Raw genomic sequence first — 18,091 nt, 5'->3', positions numbered from 1 at the left:
CGCAAGCTGTGACGCTTTTCACATTTATCTGCGGGAAGCGGAGGATACCGCTATTTGCTGTAAATTCATACCAGAAAAGCCCCATAGCACGAAAAAAGCCGCTCCCTGGAGAGCGGCTTGGTTTACGGCTGTTCAACTTAAACGCCCAGATTCTGCTTCAGGAAGTTGAGCATTTTCTGATAATAGATGGCTCTGTGGCTTTCATCGTAGAAACCGTGGCCCTCATCATCCATGATGATTTTCTGGTAGGGGTAGTTACGCTTCTTGAGCGCATCTTCCAGGGCTTCAAACTGCTCTATGGGAGCGCGCTCATCATTGCCGCCGTGTACCAACAGCAGATTGGCCTTGAGCTTGTCGACGTTGCGAGTGGGCGACATGGCACGCAGCACGGCCTGATCCTGACCAAGCACAGTTCGCAGGTAGCTGGTACCCGAATCACGTTCCTGCACGTCACCTTCTTTAAACATCATTTCCAGGTCGTACACCCCGGCAAAGCCGATGGCGCACTTGAACAGATCCGGCTCCATGACCGAGCTTTGCAGCGCGCTGTAGCCGCCAAAGCTGCCGCCGACGATACAGATTCGCTGCTTGTCCACTATGCCTTGATCTATCAGATGGCGGGTGGCGTCTATGATGTCGTACTGAATTTCACTGCCCCACTTGCGGTAGCCCGCTTGCTGGAAGGCTTCGCCGTAACCACCCGAACCGCGGAAGTTAACCTGCAGTACGGCTATGCCCTGATTGGCCAGCATCTGGTTTTGAGGATCAAAGCCCCAGCTATCCCTGACATAGTGTGGGCCGCCGTGCGGGTTGACCACCAGAGGCAACTGTTTGGGATCTTTGCCGGGTGGCAAGGTCAGGTAGGCCTGAATTGTCATGCCGTCACGCACCTTGATGTCCATGGGTTTCACTTCGGCCATTTTGGCCGGATCTATGCTTCCCATGGTGCGCAGCAGGTGTCTGAGTTTGACCGCTTTGGTATCAAACAGATAGTAGTCGCCCGGGTTGCGGTCGTTGAAGGCCAGAATGACCATCTTGTCGGCGTTACGGGTCTCGCTGACGATGCGTACCTGGTGCCCCGGCAGGCTGGCCAGCAGTTGCTTGAGATACACGGCATGCTGATCTTCAGAGTCAACAAAGGCGTAGGTTGGGTAACCGTTGGCAAATTCCACCGCGTAGAGCTGTTTGTTCTGGCCGTTGATCCAGAAGTTGTCCGGCTCGACTCTGGCATCACTGACTATCTGCTGCTTTTCACCGGTTTTCAGGTTGACCCGATACACGGCCTTGGGCTCACCGGCCAGGGAGGCGGAGGCATAGACACTGTTGGGATCTTCGGTAAAGGAGATAGGGGTAAAGTCCTTCAAACCTATGTTCAGCTTGTCTGTGTCAATCCATTCGCCGTCGTTACGGTAGAAAATACGGGTGTTGTTGCTTCTGTCCTGACCGGCAACAAAGCGCACTTCACCGTCATCATCTGTCATGAAGCTGGCCATACCTATGGGAGAGCGGGTGATTTTCTTGCGGGTGCCGCGGTAGACATCAACCTGATAGACATCCTGCAACTGTTCATAATCCAGGCTGCGACCGCCGTTCCAGGGGATGGCGTTGACCAACATGTAGCGGTCATCATCCGGCAGGGGATCGAGTACATAGGCAGTGGCCTGGATAGCGGTGTTTTTCTTCAGGTGGGAACCGGTTTGCTGCTGGCCCGAATTGTAACCGAACAGATAGGCGGCCTTGGAGCCATCGGCATTCACCGCCATCAACTCACCATAGTAGAGCGGGCGATCATCCCAGCCCTTGAGGTATTCCTTGGCGACCACGACACGTTCATCGTTGACCCAGGAATAACTGCCCACTTGGGCATTGCCCGGGAAATAAACAATGTGCTTGGCACTGAGATCTTCAGTATTGAGGATCAGTAGCTTATCTTTTCCTTCGTGATTCATGATCACGCTGAGATAGTCACCTGAGGGGGAGATTTTGACATTGGTGTATTGCGCACCCTGGCTGAAAATTTCTGCCGGCGTGGGTGCTTGATTGCTCTGGGCCAAAGCGAGAGTGGGTGCCAGCAGTAACGTGCTAGCCAACAAAGGTTGGAACTTCATTTGACATCCTTGTATTTATTATTGGCGGTTTATGTTTGTTTGATGTTAATGAAATGCTTGGGTTTGGACAAGGCTAAATCCATAAAAAAAGGACGGTTTTTACCGTCCTTGATCCCGAAAACAGGGGGCTCAGCTCTGTAATAACTGGCTTTGAATAAACTGCCACTGCTCCTCGAAGTGAGCCGTTGGCTTGAGCTTGAATTCACTGCGAACAAACTGGGCAATACGGCCTTCGGCCACGGCCAACAGCAGGTTTGCCAGAATGGCTTCATCCAGGGCGAATTTTTGCCCTTCTCGCAGGGATTTTTCCCGCAGGATCTGCTTCAGATGGGTTTCCAACTTGGCAAACAACAGGTTGATCCTTTCTCTGAGACGCTCATTTTCGCCCAGCAGGGCATCACCGCTCAGTACCCGGGAGATCCCTGGGTTGCGCTCGGCAAACACCAATAACAGCTGCAGTGCCTGTTGGCAGCGTTTCATGGTGTCTTTCTCCTCATCCATGATGAGGTTGATGCGTGACAGCAGAGAGTCTTCAATAAACTCAATCAGGCCTTCAAACATCCGCGCCTTGCTGGGAAAGTGGCGATAGAGCGCCGCTTCCGACACGCCAACTTCCGAGGCCAGCTTGGCGGTGGTAATCCTTTGCCCCGGATTGGTTTCCAGCATTCTGGCAAGGGATTGGAGTATGTGTTCACGACGATTGATTTTTTCTTTTACAGCCATGTTTCGCTCTGTCAGTGGCAGGAATTATTGAGTGCCTGAATGGCCGAAGCCACCTTCGCCTCTGTCCGAGGTGTCAAATTCATCCACCAGTTTGAACTGGGCTTGAACGACGGGCACAAACACCAATTGGGCCAAGCGGTCACCTATCTCCAGGGTGAAAGGTGTCTGGCTGCGGTTCCAGCAGGAAACCATCAGCGGGCCCTGATAGTCAGAGTCGATAAGGCCGACCAGGTTGCCGAGTACTATGCCGTTTTTGTGGCCCAGACCCGAGCGGGGCAGGATCACCGCCGCCAGAGAAGGGTCGGCCACATGAACCGCAATTCCGGTCGGGATCAATACAGTTTCACCCGGGGCTATGGTGATGCTGGTGTCCAGCATGGCACGTAGATCCATGCCGGCACTGCCTGGGGTCGCATAGCTTGGCAGCGGAAATTCACTGCCAATACGCGAGTCGAGAATTTTCAGTTCTATGGGTGTTTTCATGAGTTGTTTTTATGCTTCGCTATCAGGATCAGCAACTGTTTGGCCAGGCTCAACTTGTCGGTGGCCGGCAGTTCATCACAACCTGTTGCAGAAAATACTTTCAGGGCATTCCGGTCGGCGTTGAAACCCTGACCCGGAACAGACACATCGTTGGCGGCAATCATATCGAGTTTCTTGCGCTTGAGCTTGTCACGCGCATAGGTCTCCACCTCATGGGTTTCTGCCGCAAAACCCACAGTAAAGGGCCGGATAGGATGGCTGGCGACCGTGGCCAGAATATCCGGGTTACGCACCAGTGCCAATGCCATGGTTTCGGAAGATTTTTTTATCTTGGCTTCGGCGACATCGGCGACACGATAGTCTGCCACTGCAGCGCAGCCAATAAAAATATCCTGCTGTTCCACCCGGTGCATCACGGCATCGAGCATCTCTTTGGCCGATTGCACATCGACTCGGGTCACCCCTGCCGGGGTCGCCAAATTAACCGGGCCGCTGACCAGAGTCACTTCGGCGCCCATCTGCGCCGCAGCGGTGGCCAGTGCAAACCCCATCTTGCCTGAGCTGTGGTTGGAGATATAACGCACAGGATCTATCGCTTCGCGGGTCGGTCCTGCAGTCAGCAGCAGCTTTTGGCCTGCCAACAGCTGTGGCTCAAAGCAAGCGGCGGCTCGCTTGGCGATATCATTGGGTTCCAGCATACGCCCCGGGCCGACTTCACCACAGGCTTGGCTGCCGCTATCCGGGCCCCAGATACCATAGCCGCGCTCGGCTAGCACCTTGAGGTTCTCCTGAGTCGCTACGTTTTGGTACATCTGTTGGTTCATCGCCGGGCAGAGCACCACCTTAGCCGCCGTTGCCAGGCAGGTGGTGGTGATCAGTTCATCGGCCATACCGGCACGAATGCGGGCCAACAGGTTGGCGGTAGCGGGGGCAATGATAACCAGATCGGCCCAGCGGGCCAACTCGATATGCCCCATGGCTGCCTCGGCCGCAGGATCCAGCAGATCTGAGGCAACAGGATGGCCGGATAACGCCTGCAAGGTCAGCGGGGTAATGAATTCCATGGCGCTCTGGCTCATGACGACTCTGACTTCGGCACCTCTGTCTTGCAGGCGCCGCACCAGATCGGCACTCTTGTAGGCGGCAATGCCACCGCCAATCCCCAAGAGGATTTTTTTATGCTTCAGGCTCATAGAGACAATCAACTGATGGTAATTGGCGGCTAAGATATCACAAAGCTCCCCCGACTTGGCAGGATGCAGCTTCAAAAATCTCGACCATAATTGAAACAAAGTATAGGGCACAGGGATGGGAGCCAAGGATGGGGATCAGAGACTGGCCAACGGGCGAGGGACCGAGGGAAAAGTTGCTGCAGCAGGGAGCCAAGGGCCTGAGTGATGCCGAGTTACTGGCAGTATTACTGCGTAACGGCCTGGCGGGGCAGAGTGCGGTCGAGTTGGCCAGAGATTTGCTCGCGGCATTCGGTTCACTGCGGCAACTCTTGGTGGCACCGCTGAATCAGGTTGCCCGAATTCCGGGAATGGGGCCGGTAAAATATACCCAATTGCAGGCTGCTGCCGAACTTTCGAGGCGAATTTCCCGGGAAAAGCTGCAAAGAGGGGCGGTTTTGACAAATCCTGATTTGACTCGCGACTATTTAATGAGACAATTAGCAGACCGTGCCACCGAGGTGTTTGCGATTCTGTTGCTGGATAGCCAGCACCGAGTGATCCAATTCGTGGAGTTATTCCATGGCACCCTGGACTCTGCATCCGTCTATCCACGAGAGGTGGTTAGGCTAGTGCTGGAAAAACAGGCCGCGGCGGTCATAGTTTGCCATAATCACCCGTCCGGCGTGGCTGAGCCCAGCCAGGCTGACAGGCGAATTACTGAGCGGTTGAAATGTGCGCTCGCAACCATAGATGTTTCACTTCTGGATCATATGGTTGTAGGGGATTGCGAGATAGTTTCCTTCGCAGAACGCGGATGGATGGATTGATCCATCGCTTGATCTTTCCTCAGTTATCCTGTATAACATGCGCCCTCTTTGTGCCTCGGGCGACGGCCATACGAGGTACATTAATGCTCGAGCGTTAAAATTGTTTTTTGGAGAAGATTGACATGTCAAGAGTATGCCAAGTTACTGGCAAGCGACCAATGGTTGGTAACAACCGTTCGCACGCAAAAAACGCAACTCGTCGTCGTTTTTTACCTAACCTGCAGAACCACCGTTTCTGGTTAGAAGACGAAAAGCGTTTCGTACAATTGCGCGTTTCTACCAAGGGTATGCGCATTATCGACAAGAAAGGTATCGAAGTCGTTGTTGCTGAACTTCGTGCCCGTGGCGAGAAGGTGTAATAGAAAATGGCTAAAGCTAAAGGCAATCGTGAGAAGATCAAGCTGGTTTCAAGCGCCAAGACTGGTCACTTCTACACTACCGACAAGAACAAGCGTAACATGCCTGAGAAAATGGAGATCAAAAAGTTTGATCCCGTAGTTCGTCAGCACGTTATCTACAAAGAAGCCAAAATCAAGTAATCCACTTGGTATTTGAATTCTTGGAAAGCCCCTCTCGTAGGGGCTTTTTTTTGATTTGAATTTAGCCGCCGCGGCCGTAGTCGAGCCGGTTTGGCTCTCGTTGCTCTTAAGCTTATCTCCTTTGTCACCAAGCTGCCTCTATCACCTTCAATCCACTTTAGTCCTGAGTTATTCCGCGTAAGGATCCGGCTGCTGGCCTTCTGCGGTTCAGGTGGATTCATACTTTCTAAACAGATCCCTGCTATACCTTTCTATGCAATCACTTGAACCGCAGCGGCGAATATTTACTCGGTTTGAGTCTCAGGGGGGAAGATGCTGGATATGACTTACCCTTCATGTGAATAGTTAGAGATTTAAAATAAGTATTTGTGCAAATAAATTCTTTTTAAGTGAATTTAAATGCATTATTATGTTGTCCGTGCCACGGGGGTGGCATTCATTTTATGTCGGCTTTAACGAGTGTGAGGTAAATCCCAAGGTGCGTACCACAGAATTGGTTGATGGTTTTCGTCATTCTGCTCCCTATGTCAATGCTCACAGGGGCAAGACATTTGTTGTGATGTTGGGGGGCGAGGCGTTGGCTCAGCCTAAGTTTCGCTCCATCATCAATGATGTTGCTCTGCTGCATAGCCTGGGGATCAAGGTGGTATTGGTCTATGGCGCCCGGCCACAGATAGACGAAGCCTTGGCTAACAATCAGATTGAGCCTGCCTACCATCAAGGCGTGCGGATCACCGATGAAGCCACTCTCAAGGTCATTAAGCAGGTAGCCGGTTCTTTGCAGTTTGATATTACTGCCAGGTTGTCCATGAGCCTGTCGAACACGCCGATGCAGGGCGCACAGATCAACGTGGTCAGTGGTAACTTTGTCATCGCCCAGCCTTTGGGGGTCGACAATGGTATTGACTATTGCCTCTCAGGCAAGGTGCGCCGTATCGATGTTCAGGGACTCAAACGGCAGATGGAAAACAACTGCATCATCCTGATGGGGCCGATAGCGGCCTCGGTCACTGGCGAGAGCTTTAACCTCACCGCCGAAGAAGTGGCGACTCAGGTGGCTATCAAGCTCAAGGCCGACAAGATGATAGGCTTCAGCTCCCAGAATGGTATTTTGGATCGCAACGGTGATGTGATTGCCGAGCTGATGCCCAACGATGCCCAAAAAATTCTCGATAAACTGGCCGGCCAGGGTGAAGGCTGTGTCGGCACCATGGCATTTCTCAAGGCCAGTATTGATGCCTGTCGCAGCGGTGTGCCCCGTTGCCATCTGGTCAGCTATCTGGAAGATGGTGCCCTGTTGCAGGAACTCTTCTCCCGTGAGGGCATAGGTACCCAGATAGTCACAGAGAGTGCCGAGCGCTTGCGGCGCGCGTCCATTGCCGATATTGGCGGCATACTCAACCTGATCCGCCCGCTGGAAGAACAGGGGATCCTGGTGCGTCGCTCCCGCGAGCAACTGGAGATAGAAATAGAGCAGTTTATGCTGATTGAGCGTGATGGCCTGGTGATAGGCTGCGCGGCGCTCTATCCCTTTGAAGAGGACAACGCCGGCGAGTTTGCCTGTCTGGTGGTGCATCCTGACTATCGCGACGCCGATCGCGGTAGCCTGCTGTTGCAGAACATCATAGGCCAGGCCAAGGTGCGTGGTTATTCCAGGCTGTTTGCGCTGACGACCCGCAGCATTCACTGGTTCCTGGAACACGGCTTTGAGCTGGTGGAGGTCGATGCCTTGCCGAATAAGAAGAAGCAGCTCTATAACTACCAGCGTCGCTCCAAAATTTTGGCGCTTGACCTGTAAAAACCGGCCCCGCTCAGCGGGGCTTTTTGTAAGCAGGTATATTTCATTTGTTGACATATTATGTCTTTAGCTCCTAAGCTAAGCCCACTTATGCCTATCCATTAAGGAGCAAGAGATGAACAGTGGAAGTTACGAGTTGGCGCCATTGACCGGCATCGCCAGTGGCAGTTTTATCGCCTTGATACTGATGTTGGCGGCCATCTTGCTGCTGATCCGCATTCGGAAGATGCCGGCAACGGCCAAGAGCGCCGCCTCGGGTTTGCTGTTGGTAACACTGGCGGGATCTGTGTGGGTATTTTGGCAGGCGCAGGCATCCAAGGTGGAATTGACGGCTCAAAGCCTGGTGGTCGAGGTGCCATTCTACGGCCAGAGCCTGGCTCCAGAGCATCTGCGTGTCTCAGAGGCGAAAGTGATTAATCTCGGCGATGCCAGCGGCCCCAGGCTTGGCATGCGTACCCAGGGCATAGGTCTGCCCGGTTACACCCTGGGGTGGTATCGGCTCAACGATGGCAGCAAAGCGTTTGTGGTTCTGACGGAAAAAGATAGCGTCTTGTTACTGCCGACCGACCTTGGTTACAGCCTGCTGCTGAGTATGCCCGAGGCGGAGAGTTTGCTTGAGGGACTGGGGCAGAACCAGCCGGGATAAACGTTGAATATTGCCAACCGGCCCGGAAACTCCATCCGGCCCGGTTGTGTTTGTTACCTGCGAGAGCGTTTTCGCAGCATATCCAAAGTAAACACCACCAGGGCGGCCCAAATAAAGCCGAAGGTAATACTCTTTTCGATATCGAAGGGTTCATCGAACAGGGTCACTGCCATGATAAACATGATGCTTGGGCCTATGTACTGGAAGAAGCCCAGCATGATCAGCGGGATCCGCACTGCTGCACCGGCAAAGCACAGCAAGGGGATGGTGGTGATGATACCGGCGGCCATCAGCAGCAGGTTGAGATCCCAACTGTTGCTGAGCATATTGGCGCCGGCTTCACCAGTGCCCAGCAGTAAAAAGCCCAGCGCTGCCGGCATTAACACTGCAGTTTCGACCAAAAGGCCAGTCTTGGCGTCGACATTGACCTTCTTGCGCAGCAGGGCGTAGAAACCGAAGGAGGCTGCGAGCCCCAGGGATACCAGCGGAATCGAGCCGAAAGAAACCAGCTGGATCACCACCCCGGCGGCGGCAAGCGTTACCGCCACCCATTGTAGTCTCCCGAGCCGCTCCCCCAGAAACAGCATGCCGAGCAACACATTGAACAGCGGGTTGATAAAGTAGCCCAGACTGGCATCCAGCATATGATCATTGTTGACCGCCCAGATAAACAGCAGCCAGTTGCCGGCGATAAGAATCGAAGTCAGCAGTAGTACCGCCAACTGTTTCGGGCGCTTGAGCAACAGCCTGAGCTGTCCGAAACCACCGATAAACTGCATCAGGATCCCCATAAAGACGAAGGACCAGATGATGCGGTGCAGCAAGATCTCGGGGGCCGAGACATGATGCAACAACTTGAAGTACAGCGGCGCAAAGCCCCAAAAAATATAGGCGCAAAGGGCGAGAATGACCCCCTTGCGGTATTCGGTTTCAGGCATAGGTACTACACAATGACGAAAAGGAGAGAAGGGCGATTGTAGGGGGCAAAGCCCCTCGGCTCAAGTTATCGACAACAGATTCAGTGTTTGAGTTTTAAACAGCTACTCAGCCGACCATGTAAGTCCCTGTACCAAAAGCGATATGGCTGCCTTTTTCATTATGCAGCTCCATTCGACAGACAGAGACCCTGTTGCCGGCACGGATCACTGTTCCTGTGCCGCTGAAGACTTCTCCCCAGCCGGGGCGCAGATAGTCGATCCTGAGATCTATGGTGCTCAGGGTTTGCAGTCGCTGTTGCAACTGCTCCACTGTCCAGTTGTCGCGACTGATCACTAAGCCGGAGAATGCCGTTAGGCCGCCAACCACATCCAGCACGGTTGCGGTAACCCCGCCATGGAGTATTTTTTGATGTATGTTGCCGATTAGCTCCGGCTTCATTTTGATCTCCACTTCGACACCAGAGGCGTCGTATCGGCGGATCCCAAGGCCGAGAAGATTGTGAAAAGGCACATGTTTATCAAATACTTCTGCTACCTTGGCGAGTACCTCGGCTTGAATGTCCTGGCTCATAGGGCTTCCTGCTGTTGTTGTTTTTTAGAGCAATCAATCTAACGCTAATATGGCCGTTTGCCTAGTCCAGGCGGAAAAATCCCCTCTTGGCTGGCACTCTGGTGTTGGCTTCATTTAGAATAGCGGCCTCTTCTTTGGACACAGACAGTCATGGATCAGCCGCTGAATATCGCTCCCGAGAGCCTCAATCATCCCCAAGACCCTATGCAGCAAGCCTTGCAGCAGGTATTTGGCTACCGCACTTTCCGTGAAGGGCAGCGCCAGGTGATTGAACGTGTGATGGCCGGGGAAGACTGCATGGTGATCATGCCCACCGGCGGCGGCAAGAGTCTGTGTTACCAACTGCCCGCATTGTTGATGCCAGGGCTGACTCTGGTGGTTTCGCCGCTGATCTCCCTGATGAAAGATCAGGTCGACAGCCTGCTGCAGACCGGGGTCAATGCCGCTTATCTCAACTCATCCCTGCCCAGGGAGCAGAGCCTCAAGGTGCTGCGCCAGTTGCATCAGGGGGAGATCCGCCTGCTGTATGTCTCGCCGGAGCGCTTGCTGCAACATGAATTTATTGAGCGACTGCAATCTCTGCAGCTGTCGATGTTTGCCGTGGATGAGGCGCACTGTATCAGCCAGTGGGGCCATGATTTTCGCCCCGAATATGCCCAGCTTGGCCGCCTGAAACAGCTGTTTCCCGGCGTGCCTGTAATGGCGCTGACCGCCACCGCCGATAAGGCGACCCGGGATGATATCTGCCAGCGGCTCAATATCGCCCCCTATGTGCTTCTTTCCAGCTTTGATAGGCCGAATATTCGCTACACAGTGGCGGAAAAGCTTAACGCCGCCAATCAATTGCGCCAGTTTATTGCCGCGCAGAACGGCGCCGCCGGGATTGTTTATTGCTCCAGCCGTCGCCGGGTCGATGAAGTAGCCGAAAGGCTGCGGTTACAGGGCTATGCCGCTGAAGGCTATCATGCCGGTATGAGCGGCGACGAGCGCGCCAGTGTTCAGGACAGATTTCTCAAGGAACAGTTGGATATAGTGGTGGCCACGGTCGCCTTCGGCATGGGGATCAACAAGTCCAACGTGCGCTTTGTGGTGCATTACGATCTGCCCAAGAGCATAGAGGCCTATTATCAGGAAACCGGCCGCGCCGGGCGAGATGGTCTCGAGGCCGAAGCCTTTATGCTGTTCGAGCCCGCCGATATCGGCCGGGTGCGCCACCTGATTGAGCAGGGTGAACCCGGGCCGCAGCAACAGGTGGAACTGCATAAACTCAATACCATGGCGGCCTTTGCCGAGGCTCAGACCTGCCGCCGCCAGGTGTTGCTGCACTACTTCGATGAGCCGGCGCTGGAGCCTTGCGGCAACTGTGATATCTGCCTGGATCCGCCGAAACGCTACAACGGCACCGAGGATGCACAGAAGGTGTTGTCCTGCATATATCGCTTGGGGCAGAAGTTTGGCATGAACCAGCTGATTGAGGTGCTCAGAGGCTCCAAATCGGCCGCCGTGGTCGACCGGGGGCACGACAAGTTATCCACCTGGGGTGTCGGCAAAGACAAGAGCCATGAACACTGGCTCAGTGTGACCAGGCAGCTTATCCATTTGGGGCTGGCGAGCCAGGATATTACCCGCGGATCGAGTATTCGCCTGAATCCGGCCGCCAGGCCTGTGCTCAGGGGCGAAGTTGCACTGATGTTGGCCGAACCCAGAATTGACTTGCATGTTACCCGCAGGCGCAACGTCAGCAGCAAGGCGCCACTCAACTACGATCGCAAGCTGTTTGCCCGCCTCAAGCAGTTAAGGCGCAGCATAGCCGAAGAGCAGGACGTACCGCCCTATCTGGTATTCAACGATGCAACCCTGGCGGAAATGGCGGCGATTTTGCCTACCAGCCAGGGCGAGATGTTGGCGGTCAATGGTGTTGGTGAGCGCAAGTTGGCCCGCTTTGGCGATCAGTTCCTCGACGAGATAGAGGCTTATCTCGCCGGTGACTGATGTTGCTCGGCGGCTTTCTGCTGACTGAGTTGGTTGACGCCGGCACGCTTCACCAGGCTATCCAGGTTATCGGGCTGCTGCAGCGAGGCCACTCCAATGCGCACGGCATGAGCCACTTGCCAGCTCTGCACTATCGGCTTGAGTTGCTCGCTGACCTGCAAGGCGCCCTGGACCGAGGTGTAGGGCAGCAGGATCACTATCTCATCCATACTGTAGCGCAGCAGTCTGTCTTGCTCTCTGAGTTTCTGTTCCAGCGCCCGCTGCAGGGCGGAAAGATCCACCTGACGTATATGGCTGGTACTCAGCAATAACAGGCTCAAGGGGTAGTTGCCCTTCTTGGCACTGCTGAGCATGGCATCCAGCTGCTGGGCCGCAGGCAGTTTTTCCAGTGCCACGGTACTCGGTTGTTGCCAGCGGTTACGGCGACTGACCAACCAGATCAGCGCACCTATGATGGCGAGTGTCAGCACAGAGATGGTGCCGTAGGCCTGGCTCAGTTTGGAGCGCTGATTGGCACTGGCAAGACGAATGTTCTGCTGGGTTTCTACCTGCAACTGCTCCTGCTGGCTGAGCCTGGCCTTGTATTGCATAAAGCGGGTATTGTTGAGCTGCTTTTGGGCCTCGGCCGCGGCCTGGGCCGCCAGTTTCATCGCCTCGTATGCCGGTTTGAACTCTGCTCTTTCGGCGTAATAGTCACTGATAAGCTGTTGGGTATAAGCCACTTCATCGGCCAGTTGCAGTTGCTCGGCCTGCTGCGCCGCCTGCAGCAGCAGCCTTATGCCTTCATCGTCGTTGCGCTGGGCGAGACGTACCCTGGCCAACAGTCGGGTCGCACGCATATAGTTGTTTACTTTGCCTTGTTTTTCATAGGTCTGCAGGGCAATACCCACTAACTCATCGGCAATCTCGGTTCTGCCCCTGGCGAGTTCTATCACGGCTATCTGGCTGTAACTGTTGGCAAGCTCCAGCGGTGAGCCTATCTCAGGCAGCAGTATTTTGGACTGTTTCAGCAGGCTGTCGGCTTGGGCCATATCCTCTTGCGCCAGCGCGACTCTGGCGGCCATCAGTAACAGCACATGGCGCACCTTGCCTTTGGCTTCATCTGTGTCCAGTGCCAACTTGAGATAGTAGGCCGCTTGGCGCAGGTCGCCGGTGGAATACATCAGGCTGGCCATGTCGCCGTAAACATAGGCCAGAGGTGGCCATAGCCAAGGCGGATTCTGACTGCTGATATCCGGGTAGATGTCCAGCGCCAGACGCAGATCTTCAATGGCGGTGCCATAGTTGCCAAGGTCGTTTTCCAGCTGGCCCTTGAGTCTCAGGGCGTTGACCAGAGCCTGGGGTTGGTTGTGGCGTTTGGCCTGCTCAATGGCGCCGTCGAGTAACAGCAGTGATTGCTTCAGATCGTCGAAATTGGCATAGGCATCGGCGCGGCAAATTTGAAAATAACTGTCTGCCTGTTCCAGCCTTAGCTGCTTGGCTCTGGCTTCTCCCAGTTCGGCCAGATTGATGGCGGCGCCGTTGTCTCCTAATTGCAGTAGTGCTTCACATTTAAATAACTGTAATCTCAGCACTTGGGCCTGGCTCAACTCTGAGGCCTGACGCTCAAGCTCGTTGATTTGGGTCAGCGCCAGCGTAGGATATTGATAGAGGGTGTTGGCCAGTGTGTCCAACCGCTCCGCGGCCCAAAGCACACAAGAAAATGACCACAGAAGCAAGCTCAGTGCCAAGAGGCGAAAATCCATTTTTTCTCCGCTGAGTGAAGGTGAGTTTTGCCGGGCGAAACCGTGTTGGGATAATAACTATTTTTTATCATTTTTGGCACAAAAAATGATGCTATCGGCAAGATTTTATTCATCTATTTAGCTTTAGATCACCAAGGCTTGAATGGTGCAAATCAGCACTTTAAGCCGAAATTTTCAACTGATGCTGAGAAATATAGGCTTGACAGCGAGCAAGGAGGCAGTTAATTATTGAACTTCTTGAACCCGGTGGGAAGAATATAAACCCACTTTTAACGAATTTTTATCTGGTATAGAACGGCTAAATGAACCCACAAATGCAACTGTCTCTCCTCCTCCTTACTCTCGCAGTCCCTGCGCGGAGGAGCTAGACTTGCACGTCGATTAGCAAGCCAGAACTCAAAACCCCGCGCCAGAAACCGCGGGGTTTTTTGTTTCTGGCACGGGAAAAATCAATCGAAACCCCTGAATGGAGAATCCAGATGTCTGACAGAGTGTTTATTTTCGATACCACCTTACGGGACGGCGAGCAGGCGCTGGCTGCCAGCCTGACAGTGAAAGAAAAACTGCAGATAGCCATGGCTCTCGAGCGCCTGGGGGTCGACATCATGGAGGTGGGGTTCCCGGTTTCCTCTCCCGGCGACTTTGAGTCGGTACAGACCATAGCACGTACCATCAAAAACAGCCGGGTCTGCGCCCTGTCGCGGGCACTGGAGAAAGATATCGACGCTGCGGCCCAGGCCTTGTCGGTCGCGGATCAGTTCCGCATTCATACCTTTATCTCAACTTCAAATATCCATGTGCAGAGCAAACTGAAACGCTCCTTCGACCAGGTGCTGGAGATGGCGGTAGGGGCGGTGAAGTATGCCAGGCGCTTTACCGATGATGTGGAGTTTTCCTGCGAAGATGCCGGCCGGACTTCGATAGATAATCTGTGTCGCATGGTCGAGGCGGCCATCGAAGCCGGGGCCCGCACCATCAATATTCCGGACACAGTGGGCTATACCATTCCCAGCGAGTTCGGCGGCATTATTCAAACCCTGTTCAACCGGGTGCCCAATATCGATCAGGCGGTGATCTCTGTGCACTGCCATGACGATTTGGGGTTGTCGGTCGCCAACTCCATCATGGCGGTGCAACAGGGGGCCCGGCAGATTGAGTGTACAATCAACGGCATAGGTGAACGGGCCGGTAACTGTTCACTGGAAGAGATTGCCATGATCCTGGCGACCCGCAAGGACATTCTGGGGCTGGAGACAGGCATCAAGGCTCAGGAAATTCACCGCACCTCCTCCATGGTGAGCCAGTTATGCAATATGCCGATCCAGGCCAATAAGGCGATAGTGGGCACCAATGCCTTTACCCATTCATCCGGTATCCATCAAGACGGCATGTTAAAGGCGCAAAACACCTATGAAATCATGGCTCCTGAGAGCATAGGCCTGAATCGCAATCACCTGAATATGACCTCACGCTCCGGCCGCCATGTAATCAAGCATCGAATGGAGCAGATGGGTTATTCAGAGCAGGATTATTCACTGGATCAACTGTACGACGCCTTCCTGAAACTGGCCGACAAGAAGGGCCAGGTGTTCGACTATGACCTGGAAGCCTTGGTGTATATGGAGGGCCGGGCGGCGGCCGACGACTACTTCCAGTTGCAGCAGCTGGTGGTGCAATCCGACTCTACCGAGGGCATGGCCACCGCTACTGTACGTATTGAAGCCGCCGGTGAGGTAGTGACCGAAGCCGCCACCGGTAATGGCCCTGTGGATGCCTCCTATAAGGCGATAGCCCGCGCCAGCGGCCAGAGCGTGGATATTTGCAGCTATAAGTTGAGCGCCAAAGGCGAAGGTCAAAATGCGCTGGGGCAGGTGGATATCACGGCTCAGTATCAGGGGCGCAATTTCCACGGTGTCGGCTTGGCTACCGATGTGGTCGAGGCTTCGGCCGCGGCCCTGGTGCATGTGATGAACCTTATTCAGCGCGCCGACCAGGTGGCGGATCATAAACAGAAAATACAACAGAGAAAGGAGTTGGGTGGCGTATGAGTTATCAGATAGCGGTATTGGCCGGCGATGGTATAGGTCCGGAAGTCATGGCCCAGGCCCGTAAGGTGCTGACGGCGGTAGAGCAACGCTTTGGTCTGGCAATGGAGTACGCCGAATATGATGTCGGCGGCATAGCGATAGATAACCATGGCTGCCCGTTGCCGGTATCGACCCTGGCCGGCTGTGAAGCGGCTGACGCGATTCTGTTCGGCTCGGTAGGCGGCCCCAAATGGGAAAGACTGCCTCCCAATGAACAGCCCGAGCGCGGCGCACTGTTGCCGCTGCGGGGCCATTTCGGCTTATTCAGTAACCTCAGACCGGCCAAGTTACATCAGGGGCTGGAACATCTGTCGCCGCTGCGAGCCGATATCTCGGCCAAAGGGTTTGATGTGCTGTGCGTGCGTGAACTGACCGGCGGTATCTACTTTGGCAAACCCAAGGGGCGTCAAGGGGAGGGCGAGAGCGAAGAGGCGTTTGACACCATGAGATACAGCCGCGCCGAGATCCGCCGTATCGCCCATATCGCCTTCGAGGCCGCCCGCGGCCGCCGCGGCAAAGTAACTTCGGTCGACAAGGCCAACGTGCTGGCCTGCTCGGTACTTTGGCGTGAAGTGGTCGAGCAGGTCGCGAGCGAGTATCCGGATGTGGAACTGGAACATATCTATATCGACAACGCCACCATGCAATTGCTGCGTCGTCCCTGGGATTTTGATGTGATGCTGTGCTCCAACCTGTTCGGCGACATACTTTCCGATGAAATCGCCATGTTGACCGGCTCAATGGGGCTGTTGTCATCGGCTTCCATCAACAGCAGTGGTTTTGGTCTCTATGAACCGGCCGGTGGCAGTGCCCCGGATATTGCCGGCAAGGGGATTGCCAACCCGGTAGCGCAGATCTTGTCGGCGGCCTTGATGTTGCGCCACAGCCTGCAGCAGGAAGAGGCGGCGGCAGCGATAGAGCGCGCCGTTGGCAAGGCGCTGGCAGATGGCTTCTTTACCTGTGAGTTGCTGGCGCCGGAGCAGCGGGATAATGCCAAGACCACGACAGAGATGGGCGACTATATCGCCAATGCGATTCGGGAGGGGGTGTAATGGGCAAGACATTGTATGAAAAAGTGTGGGATGCCCACCTGGTGGCGACGCCGGCGGGAGAAGCGCCGATTATTTACGTCGACCGTCATCTGGTGCACGAAGTGACATCACCCCAGGCCTTCAGTGGCCTGAAGATGGCCGGGCGCCAACTTCGGGCACCGGACAAGACCTTTGCCACCATGGATCACAACACCTCGACCAAGAGCGCCAGTCTGGATGCCTTGAGCCCCATGGCGCGCACTCAGGTTGAAACCCTGGCACAGAACTGTCGCGAATTCGGCGTGCGTCTTTATGACATTCACCACCCCAATCAGGGCATAGTGCATGTGATGGGGCCTGAGCTGGGCATTACCCTGCCGGGTACGGTTATTGTCTGTGGCGATTCCCATACCGCTACCCACGGTGCCTTTGGCGCGCTGGCCTTCGGTATTGGCACCTCAGAGGTAGAGCATGTGCTGGCCACCCAAACGCTGCGGCAACTCAAAGCCAAGACCATGAGAGTCGAGGTCAAGGGGCAACTGGGTGAGGGCATTACCGCCAAGGATGTGGTACTGGCGATTATCGGCAAGATAGGCATGGATGGCGGCACCGGCTATGTGGTGGAGTTTTGCGGTGACGCGATTCGCACCCTGTCGATGGAAGGGCGCATGACGCTGTGCAACATGGCGATTGAGATGGGCGCCAAGGCCGGCATGGTCGCGCCGGATGAAACCACGTTCGCCTATCTTGAGGGACGTCAGTTTGCGCCCAAGGGCCCCGATTGGGATGCCGCCCAGGCAGCCTGGAAGACGCTCAAGTCCGATGAAGATGCCATCTTCGATGCCTATGCGGAGTTGGAAGGCAGTGAAATCGCGCCGCAACTGACCTGGGGCACGAATCCGGGCCAGGTGGTGGCCATAGATAAACCTGTGCCCAACCCCGCCGAGGAGGCCGATGCCACAGTGCGCGGGAGTATGGAAAAGGCGCTGAATTACATAGGTTTGACGCCGGGCACCCTGATGACGGATGTGGCCATTAACAAGGTCTTTATCGGTTCATGCACCAATTCGCGCATCGAAGATCTGCGTAGCGCCGCGGCGCAGATCCGTGGTCGGCGGGTGGCTGACGGCGTGACCGCCATAGTGGTGCCTGGCTCGGGACAAGTAAAGGCTCAGGCCGAAGCCGAAGGCTTGGATAAACTGTTTGTCGAGGCCGGGTTTGAATGGCGCTTGCCGGGCTGCTCCATGTGCCTGGCGATGAATGATGATCGCCTGGAAAGCGGCGATCGCTGCGCCTCAACCAGTAACCGCAACTTTGAGGGGCGGCAGGGACGCGGCAGCCGTACCCATCTGGTGAGTCCTGCCATGGCAGCCGCTGCCGCCATTGCCGGTCACTTTGTCGATATCCGCCACGCTGGCCAGGAGAAATAAA

At 55.0% G+C, this 18,091-nt stretch carries 16 protein-coding genes; 9 read left to right on the top strand and 7 right to left on the bottom strand.

The genetic code is table 11. The features are described 5' to 3' along the window. Nucleotides 1-137: 137 nt before the first annotated feature. The 4 genes from ACMHXI_RS11405 to coaBC form a co-directional block, all read right to left on the bottom strand. Nucleotides 138-2,108 carry an alpha/beta hydrolase family protein gene (locus ACMHXI_RS11405; protein WP_144166122.1) on the bottom strand — a complete coding sequence of 657 codons (1,971 nt, stop codon included), beginning with the start codon at nucleotides 2,106-2,108 and terminating at the stop codon, nucleotides 138-140. A gap of 129 nt (nucleotides 2,109-2,237) precedes the next feature. Continuing rightward, nucleotides 2,238-2,831: a nucleoid occlusion factor SlmA gene (gene slmA / locus ACMHXI_RS11400; RefSeq protein WP_025010868.1), complete on the bottom strand. Its 594-nt coding sequence runs from the start codon at nucleotides 2,829-2,831 to the stop codon at nucleotides 2,238-2,240. A 24-nt stretch (nucleotides 2,832-2,855) separates the two neighbouring features. Continuing rightward, nucleotides 2,856-3,314 (bottom strand): dUTP diphosphatase, encoded by a 459-nt coding sequence (gene dut / locus ACMHXI_RS11395; RefSeq protein WP_025888140.1) that lies wholly within the window; start codon nucleotides 3,312-3,314, stop codon nucleotides 2,856-2,858. Continuing rightward, a complete protein-coding gene (gene coaBC, locus ACMHXI_RS11390) occupies nucleotides 3,311-4,507 on the bottom strand; it encodes a bifunctional phosphopantothenoylcysteine decarboxylase/phosphopantothenate--cysteine ligase CoaBC (protein ID WP_071237741.1) in 1,197 nt (398 codons plus the stop codon). Before coaBC ends, dut begins: the two co-directional genes overlap by 4 nt. Nucleotides 4,508-4,635: 128 nt before the next feature. Here coaBC and radC point away from each other — a divergent pair, with 128 nt between their 5' ends. From radC to ACMHXI_RS11365, 5 genes are all read left to right on the top strand, one after another. Continuing rightward, entirely contained in the window at nucleotides 4,636-5,313 is a 678-nt protein-coding gene (gene radC / locus ACMHXI_RS11385) for a RadC family protein (RefSeq protein WP_093983855.1), read from the top strand. Nucleotides 5,314-5,435: 122 nt separating this feature from the next. Further along, on the top strand, nucleotides 5,436-5,672 hold the full coding sequence (rpmB, locus tag ACMHXI_RS11380; protein WP_028769274.1) for a 50S ribosomal protein L28: 237 nt from the start codon (nucleotides 5,436-5,438) through the stop codon (nucleotides 5,670-5,672). Between the two features lie 6 nt (nucleotides 5,673-5,678). Further along, the gene (gene rpmG, locus ACMHXI_RS11375) at nucleotides 5,679-5,852 is read left to right on the top strand and encodes a 50S ribosomal protein L33 (RefSeq protein WP_025010872.1); all 174 of its coding nucleotides are present in this window, start codon (nucleotides 5,679-5,681) and stop codon (nucleotides 5,850-5,852) included. A 478-nt stretch (nucleotides 5,853-6,330) separates the two neighbouring features. After that, nucleotides 6,331-7,650 carry an amino-acid N-acetyltransferase gene (argA, locus tag ACMHXI_RS11370; protein WP_028781111.1) on the top strand — a complete coding sequence of 440 codons (1,320 nt, stop codon included), beginning with the start codon at nucleotides 6,331-6,333 and terminating at the stop codon, nucleotides 7,648-7,650. A gap of 115 nt (nucleotides 7,651-7,765) precedes the next feature. After that, the gene (locus tag ACMHXI_RS11365; RefSeq protein ID WP_208184395.1) at nucleotides 7,766-8,296 is read left to right on the top strand and encodes a PH domain-containing protein; all 531 of its coding nucleotides are present in this window, start codon (nucleotides 7,766-7,768) and stop codon (nucleotides 8,294-8,296) included. A gap of 53 nt (nucleotides 8,297-8,349) precedes the next feature. Here the strand turns inward: ACMHXI_RS11365 and rarD are convergent, their stop codons facing one another. Both rarD and ACMHXI_RS11355 read right to left on the bottom strand, forming a co-directional pair. Further along, nucleotides 8,350-9,234: an EamA family transporter RarD gene (rarD, locus tag ACMHXI_RS11360; protein WP_025888142.1), complete on the bottom strand. Its 885-nt coding sequence runs from the start codon at nucleotides 9,232-9,234 to the stop codon at nucleotides 8,350-8,352. A gap of 106 nt (nucleotides 9,235-9,340) precedes the next feature. Continuing rightward, nucleotides 9,341-9,805, bottom strand: coding sequence for a thioesterase family protein (locus ACMHXI_RS11355; RefSeq protein WP_025888143.1), 465 nt, complete (start codon nucleotides 9,803-9,805; stop codon nucleotides 9,341-9,343). Nucleotides 9,806-10,009: 204 nt separating this feature from the next. Here ACMHXI_RS11355 and recQ point away from each other — a divergent pair, with 204 nt between their 5' ends. Next, nucleotides 10,010-11,797, top strand: coding sequence for a DNA helicase RecQ (gene recQ, locus ACMHXI_RS11350; RefSeq protein ID WP_371872546.1), 1,788 nt, complete (start codon nucleotides 10,010-10,012; stop codon nucleotides 11,795-11,797). Here the strand turns inward: recQ and ACMHXI_RS11345 are convergent. After that, nucleotides 11,779-13,542: a diguanylate cyclase domain-containing protein gene (locus ACMHXI_RS11345; RefSeq protein WP_117200224.1), complete on the bottom strand. Its 1,764-nt coding sequence runs from the start codon at nucleotides 13,540-13,542 to the stop codon at nucleotides 11,779-11,781. The genes recQ and ACMHXI_RS11345 overlap by 19 nt on opposite strands. Nucleotides 13,543-14,021: 479 nt before the next feature. Between ACMHXI_RS11345 and leuA the strand changes: the two genes are divergently transcribed. Genes leuA through leuC form a run of 3 tightly spaced genes read left to right on the top strand, consistent with a single transcriptional unit; the run spans nucleotide 14,022 to nucleotide 18,090 of the window. Next, on the top strand, nucleotides 14,022-15,590 hold the full coding sequence (gene leuA / locus ACMHXI_RS11340) for a 2-isopropylmalate synthase (RefSeq protein WP_413734956.1): 1,569 nt from the start codon (nucleotides 14,022-14,024) through the stop codon (nucleotides 15,588-15,590). Beyond that, nucleotides 15,587-16,681, top strand: a complete 1,095-nt coding sequence (gene leuB, locus ACMHXI_RS11335; RefSeq protein ID WP_413734954.1) for a 3-isopropylmalate dehydrogenase — start codon at nucleotides 15,587-15,589, stop codon at nucleotides 16,679-16,681. Before leuA ends, leuB begins: the two co-directional genes overlap by 4 nt. After that, nucleotides 16,681-18,090 carry a 3-isopropylmalate dehydratase large subunit gene (gene leuC / locus ACMHXI_RS11330; RefSeq protein ID WP_413734952.1) on the top strand — a complete coding sequence of 470 codons (1,410 nt, stop codon included), beginning with the start codon at nucleotides 16,681-16,683 and terminating at the stop codon, nucleotides 18,088-18,090. Before leuB ends, leuC begins: the two co-directional genes overlap by 1 nt. Nucleotide 18,091: the final 1 nt, after the last annotated feature.

Origin of the sequence: Shewanella sp. BJSY2023SW005 (assembly GCF_047314585.1) — a bacterium.
GTDB lineage: Bacteria > Pseudomonadota > Gammaproteobacteria > Enterobacterales > Shewanellaceae > Shewanella > Shewanella algae.
Note: the sequence above shows the minus strand (reverse complement) of the source record. Positions and strands in the feature narration are given on the sequence as shown.

Coding starts and splice junctions, on each gene's coding strand:
- ACMHXI_RS11365 (WP_208184395.1), top strand. CDS start 7,766: ATGAACAGTGGAAGTTACGAGTTGGCGCCATTGACCGGCATCGCCAGT.
- leuC (WP_413734952.1), top strand. CDS start 16,681: ATGGGCAAGACATTGTATGAAAAAGTGTGGGATGCCCACCTGGTGGCG.
- ACMHXI_RS11405 (WP_144166122.1), bottom strand. CDS start 2,108: ATGAAGTTCCAACCTTTGTTGGCTAGCACGTTACTGCTGGCACCCACT.
- rarD (WP_025888142.1), bottom strand. CDS start 9,234: ATGCCTGAAACCGAATACCGCAAGGGGGTCATTCTCGCCCTTTGCGCC.
- recQ (WP_371872546.1), top strand. CDS start 10,010: ATGCAGCAAGCCTTGCAGCAGGTATTTGGCTACCGCACTTTCCGTGAA.
- radC (WP_093983855.1), top strand. CDS start 4,636: ATGGGGATCAGAGACTGGCCAACGGGCGAGGGACCGAGGGAAAAGTTG.
- leuB (WP_413734954.1), top strand. CDS start 15,587: ATGAGTTATCAGATAGCGGTATTGGCCGGCGATGGTATAGGTCCGGAA.
- dut (WP_025888140.1), bottom strand. CDS start 3,314: ATGAAAACACCCATAGAACTGAAAATTCTCGACTCGCGTATTGGCAGT.
- slmA (WP_025010868.1), bottom strand. CDS start 2,831: ATGGCTGTAAAAGAAAAAATCAATCGTCGTGAACACATACTCCAATCC.
- ACMHXI_RS11355 (WP_025888143.1), bottom strand. CDS start 9,805: ATGAGCCAGGACATTCAAGCCGAGGTACTCGCCAAGGTAGCAGAAGTA.
- ACMHXI_RS11345 (WP_117200224.1), bottom strand. CDS start 13,542: ATGGATTTTCGCCTCTTGGCACTGAGCTTGCTTCTGTGGTCATTTTCT.
- rpmB (WP_028769274.1), top strand. CDS start 5,436: ATGTCAAGAGTATGCCAAGTTACTGGCAAGCGACCAATGGTTGGTAAC.
- rpmG (WP_025010872.1), top strand. CDS start 5,679: ATGGCTAAAGCTAAAGGCAATCGTGAGAAGATCAAGCTGGTTTCAAGC.
- coaBC (WP_071237741.1), bottom strand. CDS start 4,507: ATGAGCCTGAAGCATAAAAAAATCCTCTTGGGGATTGGCGGTGGCATT.
- leuA (WP_413734956.1), top strand. CDS start 14,022: ATGTCTGACAGAGTGTTTATTTTCGATACCACCTTACGGGACGGCGAG.